The organism is Nocardia beijingensis NBRC 16342, assembly GCF_001612785.1.
Classification (GTDB): domain Bacteria; phylum Actinomycetota; class Actinomycetes; order Mycobacteriales; family Mycobacteriaceae; genus Nocardia; species Nocardia beijingensis.
This window is the reverse complement of record NZ_BDBC01000003.1, coordinates 209,631-230,339: the sequence shown is the minus strand read 5'-3', so window position 1 is coordinate 230,339 and position 20,709 is coordinate 209,631. Positions and strand designations below refer to the sequence as shown.

At 71.2% G+C, this 20,709-nt stretch carries 2 protein-coding genes (1 of these 2 cut by a window edge); both read left to right on the top strand.

Features of this window, described 5'->3' with window-relative positions; genetic code table 11:
• The first annotated feature begins 33 nt into the window (after window positions 1-33).
• Window positions 34-801: a precorrin-4 C(11)-methyltransferase gene (gene cobM, locus NB3_RS02240; RefSeq protein WP_067795892.1), complete on the top strand. Its 768-nt coding sequence runs from the start codon at window positions 34-36 to the stop codon at window positions 799-801.
• A 547-nt stretch (window positions 802-1,348) separates the two neighbouring features.
• Window positions 1,349-20,709, top strand: the start of a protein-coding gene (locus NB3_RS02235; protein ID WP_067795598.1) for a non-ribosomal peptide synthetase. It continues 24,310 nt past the right edge of the window; 19,361 of the gene's 43,671 nt are visible here — the first part of the coding sequence; it begins with the start codon at window positions 1,349-1,351; its stop codon lies beyond the right edge, outside the window.

Sequence of the window (20,709 nt, the reverse complement as noted above, 5' to 3'; positions counted from 1 at the left end):
TGGTTGATGCCCACCGTGCCTACACTCGCGCGCATGACCGTGCACTTCATCGGGGCCGGGCCGGGCGCGGCCGATTTGTTGACGGTGCGCGCGGTCGAGTTGCTGCGCGCGTCGCCTGTGTGCCTGTACGCGGGGACGTATCTGGACCCTGACGTGCTGGCGTACTGCGCGCCGGATGCCGAGCTGGTGGATACCCAGCACTTGGACCTCGACCAGATCACCGAGCGTCTGGTGCGGGCGCACCGGGACGGCCGGGACGTGGCCCGCCTGTGCTCGGGCGACCCGTCGCTGTATTCGGCGCTGACCGAGCAGACCCGCAGGCTGGACGCGCACGGGGTGCCGTGGGACGTCACACCGGGCGTGCCCGCCTATGCCGCCGCGGCGGCGGTGCTCGGCGCGGAGCTGACGGTGCCCGAGCTGGTCCAGTCGGTCGTGCTGACCCGCGCGCAGGCCCGCTCCACCGCGATGCCGGAGTCCGAAGCGCTGGCGAACTTCGCCGCCACCGGCGCCACGCTCGCACTGCACCTGGCCATCACCCGCATCCGTGGCTTGGCTGCCGAGCTGTCCGCCGACTACGGCCCGGACTGCCCGGTCGCCGTCGTCTACCGCGCCAGCCAGCCCGACCAACTGGTGCTGCGCGGCACCCTGCACGACATCGCCGACCAGGTCGAGGCCGCCGGGCTGCGGCAGGCCGCGGTGATCCTGGTGGGCCGTGCGCTCACGCCCTCGGTGTCGTGCGCGGAATCCCACCTCTACGACCCGGCGCGCGTGCGTGGGTCGGCAGGCGCATCGCGCGAATAGCCGACTGGCGGCCGCCCATCTGCCCTGGTCGGTGTGCAGCGTGGTCAGCGGGCCGGGCGGTCGCGGCGGGATCGACTCGGCGGGCGCGGCTCGGGGGCAGGCGGCGCTGCGATCTTGTCCGCGGTGCCCCGTCTGCTGACGGCGGCTGCCGTAGGCGTCCGCCTCCCTCGGCGCGAAAGTGCCGGTTTGATACGCCGGTGACTCATGTGAGAACCGCAACATCCGTCTGGCAAACCTTTTCCGAGGCGGATACCAGCGGTGATGTTCATCGGCTATGACGGTTGGTTGGTCGCCCGCCGGGGGCGACGGTAGATTGATCCGGTGATTCGCAAAGAAGGTCCCGGCGGAGCCGGTCGGTGGGTTCTGGGCGCGGTCGAGCCCATGTAACGAGCCCGGCCGGTTGGACAGATAGTTCAAATGAACATTTTTGCCTGATTTGATGTGAGAACTGAACCTGGAGACGCAGGCGCCACGCTCGGATAGGTGGGCGCCCTCTCCGGGTGTGGTCGGGGAGCGCTTGCGTGGTGTTCCGGAAGCGAGGTTACGGTTGGACCGGCTGGATTTCGGCGGAAACGGCGAAACTGGTGGCGAACGGACGGACGCTGGTGCTGGGGTGGACCCCGGCTTGTCCGGCGCTTTCCCGTTGTCCCCTGCTCAGCTGGGTATCTGGTACGCGCAGCATGTCGACCCGCAGGTGCCGGTCAACATCGCGCAGTACGTCGACCTGCGCGGGGAGCTCGACGTCGAACTGCTCAACCGGGCCAGCATCGACGCCTCGCACGAGCTGGGTTCGGGTTTCCTGCGGATCGTCGAGCGTGACGGCGAGCCGTTGCAGTTCGTCGACCACTCGATCGCCGACTACGACCGCGTCGAGTACGTCGACCTGCGCGGGGAAGCCGATCCGGAGGCCGCCGCGCTGGCGTGGATGCGCGCCGAGTACAGCCGTCCGCTCGATCTGACCACCGACCGCCTGATCAAGGCGGCCGCGCTGCAACTGGCCGACGACCACTGGTACTGGTACAGCCGCTCGCACCACATCGCGCTCGACGGCTTCGGCGCGATGACCAACGTCAACCGGATCGCCGAGCTGTACACCGCGTATGCCGAAGGCGTCGAGCCCGCGCCGTCGAAGGCGACGGATCTGCGCACGCTGTTCGAGCAGGAGATCGCCTACCGGGAGAGCTCGCGCTTCACCTCCGACAAGGAGTACTGGGCCCAGCGAGTGGCGGGGCTGGAGGAAGGCACCAGCCTGACCGGCCGTTCCGCGCCGCCCGCGGCGATCAACGGCATCGCCAGCGCCGCGCTGTCGGACGAGCAGAACGCCGCGCTGGACGCGGCGGTCGCGCGGCACGATTCCTCGCCCGCCGGGCTGCTGCTGGCCGGCTTCGCGGCGTATCTGGCGCAGTGGAACGGCGTCGAGGACGTCATTCTGAGCCTGCCGGTGACCGCGCGCACCACCGCGGCGATGCGCCGCTCGGGTGGCGCGTCGTCGAACATCGTGCCGCTGCGGTTGCACGTCGGCCACGACACGACGGTGGCGGAACTGCTCAAGCAGGTGCAGGTCGAGGTGTCCGGCGCGCTGCGGCACCAGCGCTACCGGCACGAGGACATCCGCCGCGACGCGGCCGGTGACGGCGTGGTGACCACGGAGTTCTTCGGTCCGTGGGTCAACATCATGCTGTTCCACGACGAGATCGCGCTCGGCTCGGTGGTCGGGCAGATGCACGTGCTGTCCACCGGCAGCATCGAGGATCTGGGCGTCAACTTCTACCAGTCGGTCGCGGGCACGCGCTCGCACATCGATTTCGAGACCAACCCCAACCTCTACACCGAGGACGAGGCGCGCCGTCACCACGGCCGCTTCCTGGAGTTCTTCGATCGCTTCCTCGCCGCGGGGGCGGACACCACCGTGTGGGGTCTTCCGGTCACCACCGCCGACGAGCGCGAGCGGACGCTGCTGGAGTGGAACGACTCCGAGCAGGAAGTCCCGGAGACCACGCTCGCCGCGCTGCTGGACGCGCAGATGGCGCTGACCCCGGACAACGTCGCGCTCGATTTCGAGGGCGCGACGCTCACCTACGCGGAGTTCGACGCGCGGGTCAACCGACTGGCCCGCTTCCTGATCGCCGACGGCGTGGGCCCGGAGTCGCTGGTCGCGCTGGGCATGCGCCGCTCGCTGGAGTTGGTGATCGGCATGCACGCCGTGCTGAAGGCCGGTGGCGCGTACGTGCCGATCGATCCGGATCATCCGGCCGAACGCACCGCCTACATCCTCGACAGCGCCGCGCCGGTGTGCGTGCTGACGCTCTCGGCCGACGAGCTCGAGCTGCCCGAGTCGGTGCGGCGGGTGGAGATCGACACCCTGGACACCTCGGCGTACTCCGCCGACCCGGTGACCGACGCCGACCGCGTCGCGCCGCTGCGTCCGGACAACACCGCCTACGTCATCTACACCTCGGGTTCGACCGGTCGCCCCAAGGGCGTCGCGGTCACCCATCACGCGATCGTCAACCAGCAGCTGTGGATGCTCGACGAGTACCGGCTGACCGCGGCGGACGTGTATCTGCAGAAGACCGCGACCACGTTCGACGTGTCGCTGTGGGGCTACTTCCTGCCGTTGCTGGTGGGCGCGAAGCTGGTCATCGCCTCGCCCGACGGGCACCGCGACCCGCTGTACGTGGCGGAGATGATCTCCCGGCACGGGGTGACCGTCACCGACTTCGTCCCGTCCATGCTCACGGTGTTCGTCGCGCACGCCACGCGGGCCCAATGCGCCACGCTGCGCGCGGTTTTCGTGATCGGCGAGGCGCTGCCGCCGGAGACCGCGGCGGGCTTCCGCGCGATCACCGACGCGGGGCTGCACAACCTGTACGGCCCGACCGAGGCCGCGGTCTCGGTGACCTACTGGGAGGCGACGGCCGCCGACACGGTGACCGTGCCGATCGGTATCCCGGAGTGGAACGTCCAGGTCTACGTGCTGGATTCGCGGCTGCGCCCGGCCGCGATCGGCGCGCCGGGTGAGCTGTACCTCGGCGGGCGTCAGCTCGCGCGGGGTTACCGCGGCCGTCCCGACCTGACCTCGGACCGCTTCGTCGCGAACCCGCTGTCGAGCACCGGTGAGCGGATGTACCGCACCGGCGACCTCGTGCGCTGGAACGAGGCGGGCACGCTGGAATACATCGGCCGCACCGACTTCCAGGTGAAGTTCCGCGGCCAGCGCATCGAGCTCGGCGAGATCGAGACCGACCTGCTCGCCCATCCCGCGGTCAGCCAAGCCGTGGTGCTGGTGATGGACACCGCGACCGGTCAGCAGTTGGTGGCCTACGTCGTCCCCGCTCCCGGCCACACCGTCGAGCCGGTCGAGCTGACCAGGTTCGCCGCCGAGCAGCTGCCCAGCTACATGGTGCCCGCATCGATCATGGTGCTGGACGCCTTCCCGCTCAACACCAGCGGCAAGCTGGACCGCAAGGCCCTGCCGGAGCCGGTGTTCAGCGCCGACGCAGGCGATTTCCGCGCGCCGCGCACCCAGGCCGAGCAGATCGTGGCCGGCATCTTCGCCGACGTGCTCAGCCAGGACCGCGTCGGCATCGACGACAACTTCTTCGATCTGGGCGGCAACTCGCTGGTCGCCACCCAGGTGGTGGCGCGCATCGGCGCCGCGTTCGGCACCCAGATCGGGGTGCGGGCGCTGTTCGAGACCCCGACCGTCGCCGGTATCGCCGCACGCGCCGAGAACGCCGCCCCCGTGGGCGAATCGCGCCCGCCGCTGGTGGCCCAGCAGTTGCCGGAGCGGGTGCCGCTGTCGCTGGCGCAGCAGCGCATGTGGTTCATCAACCAGTTCGACCCGACCGTGCCGACCTACAACCTGCCGTTCGTGGTGCGGTTGCGCGGCCAGGTGGACCTGGACGCGTTGCAGTCGGCGCTGCTGGACGTGGTGGAGCGGCAGCAGTCGCTGCGCACGATCTTCCCCGAGTCCGGCGACGGCGGCTACCAGCAGGTGCTTCCGGTGGACCAGGTCGATCTCGGCATCGAGGTGCAGCCGATCGACGAGGCCGAACTGCACGGCGCGCTGGCCGAATTCGCCGCGCGCGGGTTCGACGTCTCGCGCGAGCTGCCGATCCGGGTGCGGGTCTTCGCGGTCACCGGCGGGCGCGGCAACGGCGCGGCCGACTACGCGGTGGCGTTCGTGGTGCACCACATCGCGGCCGACGGCTTCTCCTTCGGACCGCTCGCGCGCGACGTGGCCGCCGCCTACCTGTCCCGCGCCGCGGGCGAGGCGCCGAGCTGGGCGCCGCTGCCGGTGCAGTACCAGGACTTCAGTGTCTGGCAGCGCGAACTGCTCGGCGCGGAATCCGATCCCGCGTCCATGGCGGCGCGCGAGATCGCCTACTGGCGCAGGGCGCTGGCGGGGCTGCCGGATCAGCTCGACCTGCCCGCGGACCGCCCGCGTCCGCCGGTGCAGAGCTTCCACGGCAGCCGGGTGAGCTTCGACATCGACGCCGAGCTGCACCGGCGGTTGGTCGGGCTGGCCCGCGCGCAGGGCGTCAGCCTGTTCATGGTCATGCACGCCTCGCTGGCGGTGCTGCTGGCCCGGTTGTCCGGCACCAGCGACATCGCGATCGGCACCCCGGTGGCCGGGCGCGGCGAGCAGGCGCTCGACGACCTGATCGGCATGTTCGTCAACACCCTCGTGCTGCGCTCGGAGGTGGACGGCAGCGAGTCGTTCGCCGAATTCCTCGGCCGCACCAGGGAAACCGACCTCGCCGCGTTCGCGTTCGCCGACGTGCCGTTCGAGCGGCTGGTCGAGGTGCTCAACCCGACCCGCTCGCAGGCGCGCCACCCGCTGTTCCAGGTGATGCTGTCGTTCCAGGAGATGTCGCACGCGACGCTGGAACTGCCCGGTCTCTCGGTCACCGCCGACGAGCTCGAGGTGGACATCGCCAAATTCGACCTCCAGTGGACGGTCACCGAGGAGCGCGGCGCGAACGGCGAGCCCGCGGGCATGGGCGCGGTCATCTCCTTCGCCACCGACCTGTTCGACGCGCCCACCGTCGCCGAATTCGGCCGCCGCTACCTGCGTGTGCTGGAAGCCGCGGTCGCCGCGCCGGGAACCACGGTGCGCGACATCGAGATCCTGGACGAGGCCGAGCGCGCCCGGGTGCTGACCGAGTGGAACCACACCCGCCACGACGTGCCCGCCGCCACCGTGCTCGACCTGTTCGAAGAGCAGGTGCGGGGCAGGCCGGACGATCCGGCCGTGGTGTTCGACGGCGGCTCGCGCGGCGCGGAGGAGTTCGGCGCGCCGGTCGAGCTGACCTACGCCGAGTTCGCCGCGCGGGTGAACAGCCTGGCGCGCAAGCTGATCGGGACGGGCGTCGGCCCGGAGACGCTGGTCGCCGTCGGCATCCGCCGCTCGGTGGACATGCTGGTGGCGATCTACGCCACGCTCACCGCGGGCGGTGGCTACGTGCCGATCGACCCCGACCACCCGGCCGAGCGCACGGAGTACGTGCTCGACAGTTCGTCGCCGGTGTGCGTGCTCACCACCACCGCCGACAACGTCACCGCCGCGGACATCCCGGTGCTGACGCTGGACACCATCGACCTGAGCGGGTTCGACGAGGGACCGGTCACCGACGCCGAGCGCCGCGCCCCGCTGCGCCCGGCGAACACCGCCTACGTGCTCTACACCTCCGGTTCGACCGGCCGCCCCAAGGGCGTCGCGGTCAGCCACGCGTCGGTGGTCAACCAGATCGCCTGGATCACCGCCGAATACCGGATCGGCCCGGCCGATGTGATCCTGCAGAAGACGCCGGTCACCTTCGACGTGTCGGTGTGGGAGCTGTTCGGCACGCTCGCCGTCGGCGCCCGCATGCTGATCGCCGCGCCGGACGGTCATCGCGACCCGATTTACCTCTCGGAGATCATCGGACGGCACCGGGTCACCATGACCTCGTTCGTGCCGTCCATGCTCTCGGTGTTCGCGGGCGCCGCGGACACCGCCGAATGCGCTTCGCTGCGTGCGGTTCTGGTCGCCGGTGAGGCGCTGCCGCCCGCGACCGTCACCGCGTTCCGGCAGTTCTCCACCGCCGCGGTGCACAACCTGTACGGTCCGACCGAGTTCACCGTGCACGCCACCGCCTGGCACCTCAACGAGGTCGCGCCGACGTCGGTGCCGATCGGCCGCCCGGTGTGGAACGCGCAGACCTACGTGCTGGACGAGGGCCTCGCCCCGGTGCCGGTCGGCGTGCCAGGCGAGCTGTACCTCGGCGGCGTGCAGACCGCCCGCGGTTACCACGGCCGCCCCGACCTGTCCGCGGAACGCTTCGTGGCCGACCCGTTCGGCCCGCCCGGTTCCCGCCTGTACCGCACCGGCGACCTGGTGCGGTGGGTGCGGCCGCGCGATCCCGAGGTGGGCAGCGCGGGTGTGCTGGAGTACATCGGCCGCACCGACTTCCAGGTGAAGTTCCGCGGTCAGCGCATCGAGCTCGGCGAGATCGAGACCGCACTGCTCGACCACCCGGCCGTCACCCAGGCCGTGGTGCTGGTCATGGAGACCGTCGCGGGCGATCAGCTGGTCGCCTACGTGGTGAGCACCGGCGGCCCGGTCGACATCGACAACATCAAGAACGCTCTGCACCGGACGCTGCCCGCGTACATGGTGCCGTCGGCGATCGTGGTGCTGGAGGCGTTCCCGCTGAACGCTTCCGGCAAGCTGGACCGCAAGGCGCTGCCCGCGCCGGTGTTCGAGGTGCGCGAATTCCGCGCGCCCACGACGCCGATCGAGGAGATCGTCGCGCAGATCTTCGGCGAGGTGCTCGGCATCTCCCGCGTCGGCGTGGACGACGACTTCTTCGAGCTGGGCGGCAACTCGCTGATCGCCACCCAGGTGGCTTCCCGCCTCGGCATCGCGCTGGACACCAGGGTGCCGGTGCGCATGCTGTTCGAGGCGTCCACGGTCGAGGCGCTGGCCGCGCGGGTGGAGTCGCACGCCGGTGACGGCGCGCGCAAGGCGCTGGTGGCCCGGCAGCGCCCGGAGCAGGTGCCGCTGTCGCTGGCGCAGCAGCGCATGTGGTTCCTCAACCGGTTCGACACCTCCTCGGCGGTCAACAACATCCCGGTCGCGATCCGGTTGTCCGGCGATCTGGACATCGCCGCGTTGCAGGTCGCGGTCATCGACGTGATCGACCGGCACGAGTCGCTGCGGACGGTGTTCCCGGAGACCAAGACCGGCCCGGTGCAGGTGGTGCTGGACGCGGCGCAGATCGTGCCGGACCTGACCCCGGTGCCGGTGACCGAGCACAACCTGATCGATCACCTGGTCGAGCTGGCGTCGATGGCGTTCGACGTGACCAGCGAAGTGCCGCTGCACGCGCGGCTGTTCGAGATCAGCGAGACCGAGTACGTGCTCGGCATGGTGGTGCACCACATCTCGGCCGACGGCTGGTCGATGGGTCCGCTGGCCCGCGACGTGATGGTGGCCTACGCCGCGCGCACGTCGTGGGAGGCGCCCGCGTGGTCGGCGCTGCCGGTGCAGTACGCCGACTACGCGCTGTGGCAGCGGGAGGTGCTCGGCTCGGAGGACGACCCGAGTTCGCTGATCGCCAACCAGATCCGGTACTGGACCCGCGAACTGGCCGATCTGCCCGACGAATTGACGCTGCCGTCGGATCGCCCGCGCCCCGCCGTGGCGTCCTACCGCGGCGGCACCTACCCGTTCGTGATCTCCGGCGAGACCCAGCGTGCCCTGGTCGAGCTGGGCCGCAGGCACAACGCGTCGCTGTTCATGGTGCTGCACAGCGCGCTGGCGGTCCTGCTGGCCCGTGCCAGCGGCACCAGCGACATCGCGATCGGCACCCCGGTCGCCGGTCGCGGTGAAGCCGCGCTGGACGACCTGATCGGCATGTTCGTCAACACCCTGGTGCTGCGCACCGAGGTGGACGGCGCGATGAGTTTCGCCGACCTGCTCGCCCGCGCCCGCGAGACCGACCTGCACGCGTTCGCGCACGCCGACGTGCCGTTCGAGCGGCTGGTGGAGGTGCTCAACCCGGCGCGCTCGCAGGCGCGCCACCCGCTGTTCCAGGTCATGCTGACCTTCCAGAACACCAGGCAGGCCAGCCTGGAGCTGCCCGGTCTCTCGGTCAACGGCATCGACTACGACGCGCGGCTGGCCAAGTTCGACCTACAGCTGACGCTGTCGGAGACCCAGGACGAGCAGGGCGATTCGGCGGGTATGTCGGCCGAGTTCTCCTACGCGCTCGACCTTTTCGACGAGCCGACCGTCGCGGCGTTCGCCCGGCGCCTCGACCGCATCCTCGCGGCCGTGACCGCCGACCCGGACGTCCCGATCGGCGACATCGAGTTGCTGGCGTCCGAGGAACGCGCGCGGGTGCTGGTCGATTGGAACGACACCGGACATCCGGTGGACCAGGTCGCCACGCTGGTCTCGCTGTTCGACGCGCAGGCGGCGGCGACGCCGGACGCGATCGCGCTGGACTTCGAGGGCGAGCGGCTGACCTACCGCCAGTTCCAGGAGCGGGCCAACCGCATCGCCCGCCAGCTCATCGGCGCGGGCGTCGGCCCGGAATCGCTGGTGGCGCTGGCGCTGCGGCGTTCCACCGAACTGGTCGTCGCGATGTACGCGGTGGTGCAGACCGGCGCGGCCTATGTGCCGCTCGACCCGGACCAGCCCGCCGAGCGGATCAACTACATCATCGAGACCGCGCGCCCGCGGATGATCCTGTACCGCTCGGCGGACGGATTCGGCCTCGACCCGCAGCCGGAAGTCACCGCGCTGTCGGTGGAGGGCATCGAGGGCGTGCCCGGGTTCGCCGAGACCAGTGGCGCGCCGATCACCGACGCCGAGCGCACGCGCCCGTTGCGGCCGGAGAACACCGCGTACGTGATCTTCACCTCCGGTTCCACCGGCCGCCCGAAGGGTGTGGCGGTCAGCCACGCCGCGATCGTGAACCGGCTGCTGTGGATGCAGCACGAGTACCCGATCGGCCGCGACGACGCGGTGCTGCAGAAGACGCCCGCCACGTTCGACGTGTCGGTGTGGGAGTTCTTCTGGCCGTTGCAGACCGGCGCCAGGCTGGTCGTCGCGCGCCCGGACGGGCACCGCGACCCGGTGTACCTGTCCCAGATCATCGCCGAGAAGCAGATCACCACGGCGCATTTCGTGCCGTCCATGCTGTCGGTGTTCGTCTCCACGCTCGGCAACGAGAACGGTGACGGACTGCCCGCGCCGCGGCTGCGGCAGGTCTTCGCCTCCGGTGAGGCGCTGCCCGCGCAGACCGCGCAGCGTTTGCGCGAGCTGACCGGCGCGCGCCTGCACAACTTGTACGGCCCGACCGAGGCCGCCGTCGACGTGACCTATCACGAGGCGACCGACGCCGACACCGTGTCGGTGCCGATCGGACGCCCGGTGTGGAACACCCGCGTGTTCGTGCTCGACAGCCGCCTGCACCCGGTCGCGCCGGGTGTCGCGGGTGAGCTGTATCTCGCGGGCGAACAGCTGGCGCTCGGCTACCTCGGCCGCGCCGACCTGACCGCCGACCGCTTCGTGGCCAACCCCTACGGCGCGCCGGGCGAGCGGATGTACCGCACCGGCGACCTGGTGGCCTGGACCCCGAACGGCGAGCTGGACTACCTGGGCCGCACCGACTTCCAGGTGAAGCTGCGCGGCCTGCGCATCGAGCTGGGCGAGATCGAGTCGGCGCTGCTGGCGCAGCCGGGGATCGCGCAGGCGGTGGTCGTGCTGCGCTCGGACGCGCACGCGGGCGACCAGCTGGTGGGCTACCTGGTCTGCGAACCGTATGTGGCCGTCGACATCGACGAGGTGAAGACCGCGCTGGCCGCGGCGCTGCCCGGTTACATGGTCCCGGCCGCGCTGGTGGTGCTGGACGCCTTCCCGGTCAACGCCTCCGGCAAGCTGGACCGCAAGGCGCTGCCCGCGCCGGTGTTCGAGGCCAGGGTGTTCCGCGCTCCGTCGACCCCGATCGAGGAGATCGTCGCGGAGATCTTCGCCGACCTGCTCGGCGTGCCGCGCGTCGGCGTGGACGACGACTTCTTCGAACTCGGCGGCAACTCGCTGGTGGCGACGCAGGTGGTCGCCCGCGTCAGCGCGGCGCTGAACACCGAGGTCGGCGTGCGTGTGCTGTTCGAGGCGCCGACCGTGGGCGCGCTCGCCGCGCGGATCGAGTCGCACGCGGGAACCGGTGCGCGACAGGCGCTCACGGCACAGGTGCGTCCCGAGCACCCGCCGCTGTCGCTGGCGCAGCAGCGCATGTGGTTCCTCAACCGCTTCGACGCCGACTCCGCCGCGAACAACATCCCGGCCGCGGTGCGGCTGGAAGGCGCGCTGGATCTGGACGCGCTGCGCGGAGCGATCGCCGACGTGGTCGGCCGCCACGAATCGCTGCGCACGATCTACCCGTCTCGCGACGGTGTGGCCTATCAGCGCGTGCTGAACGCCACCAGGGCCATCCCCGAACTGGACGTGGTCGAGGTGGCCGAGGGCCAATTGCTCGGCGTGCTCTACGAGTTCGTCGAGCGCGGGTTCGACGTGACCACCCAGCCGCCGGTGCGCCTGCGCGCCTACCGGCTCGCCCCGGACGACTACGTGCTGGTCGTGGTGGTGCACCACATCGCGGCGGACGGCTTCTCCATGCGCCCGCTGGTGCGCGACCTGATGACCGCCTACGTGGCGCGGACCTCCGAGGCCGAGCCGGGCTGGCCGCCGCTGGCGGTGCAGTACGTGGACTTCGCGCTGTGGCAGCGCGACACGCTGGGCTCCGAGGACGACCCGACCTCGCTGATCTCCGAGCAGCTCGACTACTGGCGCGAGACGCTTGCCGGCCTGCCCGACGAACTGCGCCTGGCCGGTCGCCCTCGGCCCGCCGTCGCCTCCTACGGCGCGGGCACCTACCGGTTCCGCGTGCCGGGCGAGCTGATCGAGGACCTGAACCGGGTCGCGCACACGCACGGCAGCACGCTGTTCATGGTGGTGCACGGCGCCTTCGCCGCCCTGCTGGCGCGGTTGAGCGGCTCCGAGGACATCGCCATCGGCATTCCGGTCGCCGGTCGTGGCGAGCAGGCGCTCGACGATCTGGTCGGCATGTTCGTCAACACCCTGGTGCTGCGCGCTCAGGTCGACACCGCCGAGTCGTTCTCCGACCTGCTCGGCCGGGTCCGCGAACGCGACCTGCAGGCGTTCGCGCACGCGGACGTGCCGTTCGAACGGCTGGTCGAGGTGCTCAACCCGGCGCGCTCGCAGGCGCGCCACCCGCTGTTCCAGGTGATGCTGTCGTTCCAGAACCTCGGCCGCACGGCGCTGGAACTGCCCGGACTCACCGTCTCCGAGCTCGGCATCGACCAGCCGACGGCGAAGTTCGACCTGCAGCTCACGCTCAGCGAGGTCCCCGGGGCGGAGACGGCGATGGACGCCGAACTCGTCTACGCCACCGATCTTTTCGACGGGGTGTTCGCCGGGACGTTCGCCGAGCGCTTCGTGCGCGTGCTGCGCGGCATCGCCGCCGATCCGTCGGTCACCGTCGGCGACATCGACCTGCTCGACGACGCCGAGCGGGCCTTGGTCATCGAGCGGTGGAACGCGACCGAATTCGCGGTCGACGCCGCGCTCACCTCGCCGGTCGGCGACGCCGCCGCGACCCTGGTCTCGCTGTTCGAAGCCCAGGTCGCGCGTACCCCGGACAGTCCCGCCGTGACGTTCGAGGGGACAAGTCTGTCCTACGCCGAGTTCGCCCGCCGGGTCCACCAGCTGGCGCGCTGGCTGAAGGTCAACGGCGTCGGGCCGGAATCGTATGTGGCGCTGGGCATGCGCCGCTCCATCGATCTGGTGGTCGGCATGTACGCGGTGAACGCCGCGGGCGGCGCGTACGTGCCGCTGGACCCGGACCATCCGGCCGAGCGCATCGACTACATCCTGGAGACCGCGCGCCCGGTGTGCGTGCTGACCTCCGGCTCCGATTTGGAGACCACCGTCTCCCGGCAGGTGCGCATCGATCAGCTCGACCTGTCGGAGTTCTCCGACCAGCCGCTGACCGACGCCGACCGGCACAAGCCGCTGCGTCCGGCCAACACCGCGTACGTGATCTTCACGTCCGGTTCGACCGGCCGCCCGAAGGGCGTCGCGGTCTCGCACGCCGCGATCGTCAACCGTCTGGTGTGGATGCACGCCGAGTACGGCTTGGCGGCCTACGACGTGGTGTTGCAGAAGACGCCCGCGACCTTCGACGTGTCGGTGTGGGAGTTCTTCTGGCCGTTGCAGGTGGGCGCGCGGTTGGTGGTGGCGAAGCCGGACGGGCATCGCGATCCCGCGTACCTGGCGCGCCTGATCGTCGACGAGCAGGTCACCACGGCGCACTTCGTGCCGTCGATGCTGTCGGTGTTCGTCGCAGAGGAGCGGGCGGCCGAATGCACCAGCCTGCGCAACGTTTTCGCGTCCGGTGAGGCGCTGCCCGCGGTGACCGCGCAGAAGCTGCGCGAGCTGACCGGCGCGCGGCTGCACAACCTGTACGGCCCGACCGAGGCCGCGGTCGACGTCACCTTCCACGAGGTGACCGACCACGACACGGTGTCGGTGCCGATCGGCGCCCCGGTGTTCAACACGCAGGTCTACGTGCTGGATTCGCGGCTGCGGCCGGTTCCGGTCGGCGTACCCGGCGAGCTGTACCTCGCTGGCGCGCAGCTGGCGCACGGCTATGTCGGCCGCCCCGACCTGACCACCGAGCGTTTCGTGGCCAACCCGTTCGGCGTCGCCGAGCGGATGTACCGCACCGGCGACCTGGTGGCCTGGACCGAAGACGGTGAACTGGAGTACCTGGGCCGCACCGACTTCCAGGTGAAGGTGCGCGGTCTGCGCATCGAGCTGGGCGAGATCGAGTCGGCGCTGACGGCGCTGGATTCGGTGGCGCAGGCGGTGGTCGTGGTGCGCGCCGACGAGCGGACCGGTGATCAGCTGGTCGCCTACCTGGTGACGGACCCGGACCGGGTGGTGGACGTCGAGTCGGTCAAGGCCGAGCTCGGCGCGCGGCTGCCCGGCTACATGGTGCCCGCGGCCTACGTGGTGCTGGACGAGTTCCCGCTCAACGCTTCCGGCAAGCTGGACCGCAAGGCCCTGCCGGAGCCGGTGTTCGAGGCCAAGGTGTTCCGCGCGCCCGCGACGCCGGTGCAGGAGATCGTGGCGGAGACCTTCGCCGAGGTCCTCGGCGTGGAGCGGGTCGGCCTGGACGACGACTTCTTCGAACTCGGCGGCAACTCGCTGGTCGCCACCCAGGTGGCGGCGCGGCTGGGCGAGGCGCTGAACACGCAGGTCCCGGTGCGCACACTGTTCGAGGCGTCGACCGTGGCCGCGCTGGCGGCGAAGGTGGAATCCGCCGCGGACGAGGGCGGCCGGACGCCGCTGGTGGCGCGGGAGCGGCCGGAGCTGGTGCCGTTGTCGCTCGCGCAGCAGCGGATGTGGTTCCTCAACCGGTTCGACAACCGCACCGCGGTGAACAACATCCCGGTGGCGCTGCGGCTGACCGGTGCGCTTGACGTTGCCGCGCTTGGCGCGGCCATCGGTGATGTGCTCGCGCGGCACGAGGCGCTGCGCACCATTTACCCCGAGGTGGAGGGCACCGGCTACCAGCGCGTGCTCCCGGTCGGCGAGGTCGGCTTCGACCTGGTCGCCGAGCCGGTCGGCGCGGACGAACTGCCCGCGCGGATCGTCGAGCTGGCGAGCGTCGGTTTCGACGTGACCGCCGAGATCCCGTTCCGGGCGAGCCTGCTGTCACTGTCGGCGACCGAGCACGTCGCGGTGCTGGTGATGCATCACATCAGCGCGGACGGCTTCTCGCTGCGGCCGTTGCTGCGCGATGTCGTGCTCGCCTACACCGAGCGCGCTCGCGGCGAGGTTCCCTCCTGGGCTCCGCTCGAGGTGCAGTACGCCGACTACGCGCTGTGGCAGCGCGAGGTGCTCGGCGCCGAGGACGACGCGGACTCCGTGGCGGCCAGGCAGATCGCCTACTGGACCGAGCAGCTGCGTGACCTGCCCGACCAGATCGAGCTGCCCGCCGACCGGCCCCGGCCCGAGATCGCCTCGAACGCCGGTGGCACGCACAACTTCGCGGTGGACGCGCAGGTGCACGAGGCGCTGGCCGAGCTGGCGCGCGCTCGCGGCGTGACGCTGTTCATGGTGGTGCACGCCGCGCTGGCGGTGTGGGCGGGCCGGTTGTCGGGCAGCACCGACGTCGCGATCGGCACGCCGATCGCGGGCCGCGGTGAACGCGCGCTCGACGACGTGGTGGGCATGTTCGTCAACACGCTCGTGCTGCGCAGCCAGGTGGAGCCGGGCGCCGGCTTCGACGAGTTGCTCGAGCAGGTGCGCCGCACCGATCTGGCCGCGTTCGCCAACGCCGACGTGCCGTTCGAGCGCCTGGTGGACGTGCTCAGCCCGGCGCGCTCGCAGGCGCACCACCCGCTGTTCCAGGTCGCGCTGACCTTCGAGGCGGCCTCGGCGGCCGCTCTCGGCGCGGTCGCGCTGCCCGGCGGACTCGAGGTCGCCGCGGTCGAATTCGACCCGGGCACCGCGAAATTCGATGTGCAGCTCACCGTGGGCGAGGCCGCCGACGGCGGGTTGACGCTGTCGTGGAACTACGCCACCGAACTGTTCGACCCGGAGACGGTGGCCGCGTTCGCCGATCGCTTCGTGCGCATCCTGCGCGGGGTCGCCGAGGATCCGCGTGCCGCGATCGGCGACATCGATCTGCTGGGCGAGGGCGAGCGGCTGGACGTCTCGCAGCGCTGGGTGTCGTCGGGCTCCGAGAGCGTCGCGGGCCTGTTCGCCGATCCCGACATCACCCTGGTGGGGCTGTTCGACGCGGCCGTCGCCGCGCATCCGCACCGCGTCGCGGCCCGCTTCGGCGTGGAGACGCTGACCTACGCCGAGCTGGACCGGCGCGCGAATGTGCTGGCGCGCAGGCTGATCAGCGACGGCGCCGGACCGGAGACGCTGGTCGCGGTGATCCTGCCGCGCTCGCTGGACCTGGTGGTCGCGCTGCTGGCCGTGGTGAAGACCGGCGCGGGTTACGTGCCGGTGGACCCGACCTACCCGGCCGAGCGCATCGCCTACGTGCTCGCCGATTCCCGCCCGACCAGCGTGGTGCTCGACTCCACGGTGCAGGTCGAGGTGCCCGCCGGGCTGCCGTCCGTCGTGCTCGACGGGTTCGCGGTGGAGACCGGCAACGTCGAGGACGCCGACGACGCCCCGATCACCGACGCCGACCGCAATGCCGCGCTCACGCCGGACAACGTCGCGTACGTGATCTACACCTCCGGCTCCACCGGCCGCCCGAAGGGTGTCGCGGTCGCGCACCGCAACGTGGTGCGGCTGTTCGCGAACACCGACCGCGACTTCGGTTTCGGGCCCGACGACGTGTGGACGCTGTTCCACAGCTACGCGTTCGACTTCTCGGTGTGGGAGCTGTGGGGCCCGCTGCTGTTCGGCGGCACCCTCGTCGTGGTCGACTACTACACTTCGCGCTCGCCGGAGCAGTTCCTGGAACTGCTGCGCGCCGAACGCGTCACGGTGCTCAACCAGACTCCGTCGGCGTTCTACCAGCTGGCCGAGGCCGACCGCAACGCCGCGTCCGACGCCGCGCCGCTGGCGCTGCGGTATGTGGTCTTCGGCGGTGAGGCGCTGGAGCTGCGCAGGCTGTCGGACTGGGTGGCGCGCCACGGCGACGGCACCGGCGCGTCGGCCGGACCGCTGCTGGTCAACATGTACGGCATCACCGAGACCACGGTGCACGTGTCCTACCGCGCGCTGGACGCCGCGACCATCGCCGCCGCCTCCGGCAGCGTGGTCGGCCGCGCCATCGCCGGGCTGCGGGTGTACGTGCTCGACAGCAGGCTGCGCCCGGTGCCGGTCGGCGTCGCGGGTGAGATGTACGTGGCCGGACCGCAATTGGCGCGCGGCTACCTCGGCCGCCCCGATCTGTCCGCGACTCGTTTCGTCGCCGACCCGATGGGCGACACGCCGGGTGGGCGACTGTATCGCTCCGGCGACCTCGCCCGCTGGAACCGCTTCGGCGAGCTGGAATACCTCGGCCGCGCCGACGACCAGGTGAAGGTGCGCGGTTTCCGCATCGAGCTCGGCGAGATCGAATCGGCGATCCTCGCCCAGCCCGGCATCGCGCAGGCCGCGGTCATCGTGCGCGAGGACCAGCCCGGCGATCAGCGGATCGTCGCCTACGTGGTGTCCGAGCCGGGCGCTGAGCCCGCGCTGGACGCGGTGCGCGACGGCGCGGCCGAGCAGCTGCCCGCCTACATGGTGCCCTCGGCCGTGGTGCGGCTGGAGTGGATCCCGCTGACGGTCAACGGGAAACTGGACCGTCGTGCGCTGCCCGCCCCGACCGCGCAGTCCCGCGCGTTCCGCGCGCCGGCCACCCCCGTGCAGGAGACCGTCGCCGCGGTGTTCGCCGACGTGCTCGGCCTGGACCGGGTCGGCGTGGACGACGACTTCTTCGATCTCGGCGGCAACTCGCTGATCGCCACCAGGGTCGTCGCCCGCATCGGCTCCGCGCTCGGCACGACCGTCGCGGTGCGCACCCTGTTCGAGGCCTCGACGGTGGAAGCGCTCGCCGCGCGGGTGGAATCGCACGCCGACGGTGCGGCGCGGGCTCGCCTCGTCGCCCGCGAGCGCGCGGCGGGCGAACTGGTGCCGCTGTCGTTCGCGCAGCAGCGCATGTGGTTCCTGAACAAGTACGACACCTCCTCGGCGGCCTACAACCTGCCGATCGCCATCAGGCTCACCGGCGCGCTGGACGTGGAGGCGCTGCGGTTGGCGGTGGCCGACGTGGTGCGCAGGCACGAATCGCTGCGCACCCGCTACCCCGAGCACGGCGGCACCCCGGTACAGGTGATCGTGCCCGCCGAGGACATCGCGCTGGATCTGCATCCAGAGCCGGTGGACCCGGCGCGGCTGCTCGAGACCGTGACCGAGTTCGTCACCACCGGTTTCGATGTGGCCGAACAGGTTCCGCTGCGCACCCGGCTGTACGCGGCCGGGCCGGACGAGCACGTGCTCGTCGTGGTGGTGCACCACATCGCGGCCGACGGCTTCTCGATGGGCCCGCTGACCCGCGACGTGATGGCCGCCTACACCGCGCGCAGCACCGGCAGCGCTCCCGGCTGGGCCCCGCTGGCGGTGCAGTACGCCGACTTCGCGGTCTGGCAGCGCGAGATCCTCGGCTCGGAAGACGATCCCGACTCGCTGCTGGCCGAGCAGGTCGCCTACTGGCGGCACGCGCTCGACGACATCCCCGACGAGCTGGCCCTGCCCACCGACCGCCCGCGTCCGGCCGTCGCCTCGCACCGCGGCGCGACGCTGCACCGCGAGCTGTCCGGTGACCTGGTCGCCGCGCTGGAGGAGATCGCGCGGCAGCGCGGCGCGTCGCTGTTCATGGTGATGCACGGCGCGCTGGCGGTGCTGCTGGCGCGGCTGTCCGGTAGCGACGACGTCGCGGTCGGCACCCCGGTCGCGGGCCGCGGCGAGGCCGCGCTCGACGACCTGGTCGGCATGTTCGTCAACACGCTCGTGCTGCGCACGGGTATCGAGCCGGGTGAGTCGTTCGCCGGCCTGCTCGACCGGGTGCGCCGCACCGACCTGGACGCCTACGGCAACGCCGACGTGCCGTTCGAGCGGCTGGTGGAACTGCTCGCGCCGGAGCGCTCGCAGGCCCGCAACCCGCTGTTCCAGGTGATGCTGGCGTTCCAGAACCTGGAGCGCACCACCCTGGAGCTGCCCGGTCTCTCGGTGTCCGCGCTGGACCTGGAAGAGAACGTCGCGCGCTTCGACTTGCAGTTCACCCTCGCCGAGCGCGGCGAAAGCGGTTCCGGCGCCATGGCGCTGGCGCTGACCTACGCCACCGAGCTGTTCGACGAGGCGACCGCGGCGGCCATCGTGGACCGCTGGGAGCGTGTGCTCGCGGCGGTGGCGGCCGATCCGTCGGTGACCGTCGGCGCGATCGACGTGCTCGACGCGGCGGAGCGCGCCGACCTGATCGCACGCACCGGAGCCCCTGCCACGCCCGCGCGGACGCTGCCCGACCTGATCGCCGAGGCCGCCGCCATCGATCCCGCGGCGCCCGCCGTGGTGTTCCAGGGGAGAAGTGTCTCCTACGGCGAGCTGGACGCGCGGTCGAACCGCCTGGCCCGCTTGCTGATCGAGCGCGGCATCGGCACCGAGGATCTGGTGGCGGTCGCCGTGCCGCGATCGGACGAGTCGTACTTCGCCGAATGGGCGGTGTCGAAGTCCGGTGGCGCGTTCGTGCCGATCGACCCGACCTATCCGGCCGACCGCATCGCGCACATGGTGACCGACTCCGGCTCCCCGATCGGTCTGACCGTGGCGTCGGTGCGCGCCGAGCTGCCCGACTCGGTCGAGTGGCTGGTGCTCGACGAGCTGGATCTCGACGGGTTCGACGCCGCCGCGATCACCGACGCCGACCGGGTGCGCCCGGTGCGGCCGGAGCACCCGGCCTACGTCATCTACACCTCCGGTTCCACCGGCATGCCCAAGGGCGTCGTGGTCACCCACGCGGGCCTCGCCAACTTCCGCGACGAGCAGAACGAGCGCTACGACGTCGATTCCGACACGCGCGCATTGCATTTCGCCTCGCCCAGCTTCGACGCATCGATCCTGGAATTCCTGCTGGCGATCGGTCGCGGCGGCGCGCTCGTGGTCTGCCCGCCCGGCGTGTACGGCGGCGAGGAACTGTCCGAGCTGATCCGCGCCGAGCGGGTCACGCACGCCTTCATCACCCCGTCGGTGCTCGCGTCGCTGGATTCGGCCGCGCTGGCCGGGATGCGGGTGATCGTGGCGGGCGGCGAGGCCGTGCCCGCCGATCTGGTCGCCAAGTGGGGTGGCGCGCCCGACGGTTCGGGCCGCCGTTTCCACAACGGTTACGGTCCGACCGAGACCACGATCATGACCAACATCAGCGACGCGCTCACGCCGGGCGACCGGGTCACCATCGGCGGCCCGACTCGAGGCATGCAGTCGCTGATCCTGGACGCCCAGCTCAGGCCCGTTCCGGTGGGTGTCGCAGGTGAGCTGTATCTGTCGGGCGTCCAGCTGGCGCGCGGCTACCACGCGCGCCCCGGCCTGTCGGCGGAGCGGTTCGTCGCCAACCCGTACGTGCCCGGCGCGCGGATGTACCGCACCGGTGACGTGGTGCGCTGGACCCACACCGGCGAGGTCGAGTATGTCGGCCGCTCCGACTTCCAGGTGAAGGTCCGCGGTTTCCGCATCGAACTCGGCGAGATCGACGCGGCGCTGGCCTCGCACGAGACCGTCGACTTCGCCGTCACCGTCGGCCACAAGAGCGCAGCGGGCGCGGTGTCGCTGGTGTCGTACGTCGTTGCCGCGCAAGGACATTCGATCGACGTGGCGGCGCTGACCGCGCACGTCGAGGAACGTCTGCCCGCCTACATGGTGCCCTCGTCGATCATGGTGATCGACCACGTGCCGCTCACCCCGGTGGGCAAGCTGGACCGCAAGGCGCTGCCGGAGCCGGTGTTCGCGACCGAGGTCGTGTTCCGCGCGGCGCGCACCCCGCTCGAGCAGACCATCGCCGAGGTGTTCGCCGAGGTGCTCGGCGTGGAGCGGGTCGGTGTCGACGACTCCTTCTTCGCGCTCGGCGGCGACAGCATCGTCTCCATCCAGCTGGTGTCGCGGGCCAAGGCGCGCGGCGTGGTGTTCACCCCCCGGCACGTCTTCGAGCAGCGCACGGTGGCGGGTCTGGCGTCGGTCGCCGAGACCACCGAGGCGGCCGAGGCGTCGGCGACGACGCTGGCCGAGCCGCCGGGCGGCGGCATCGGCGTCATGCCGCTGACGCCGGT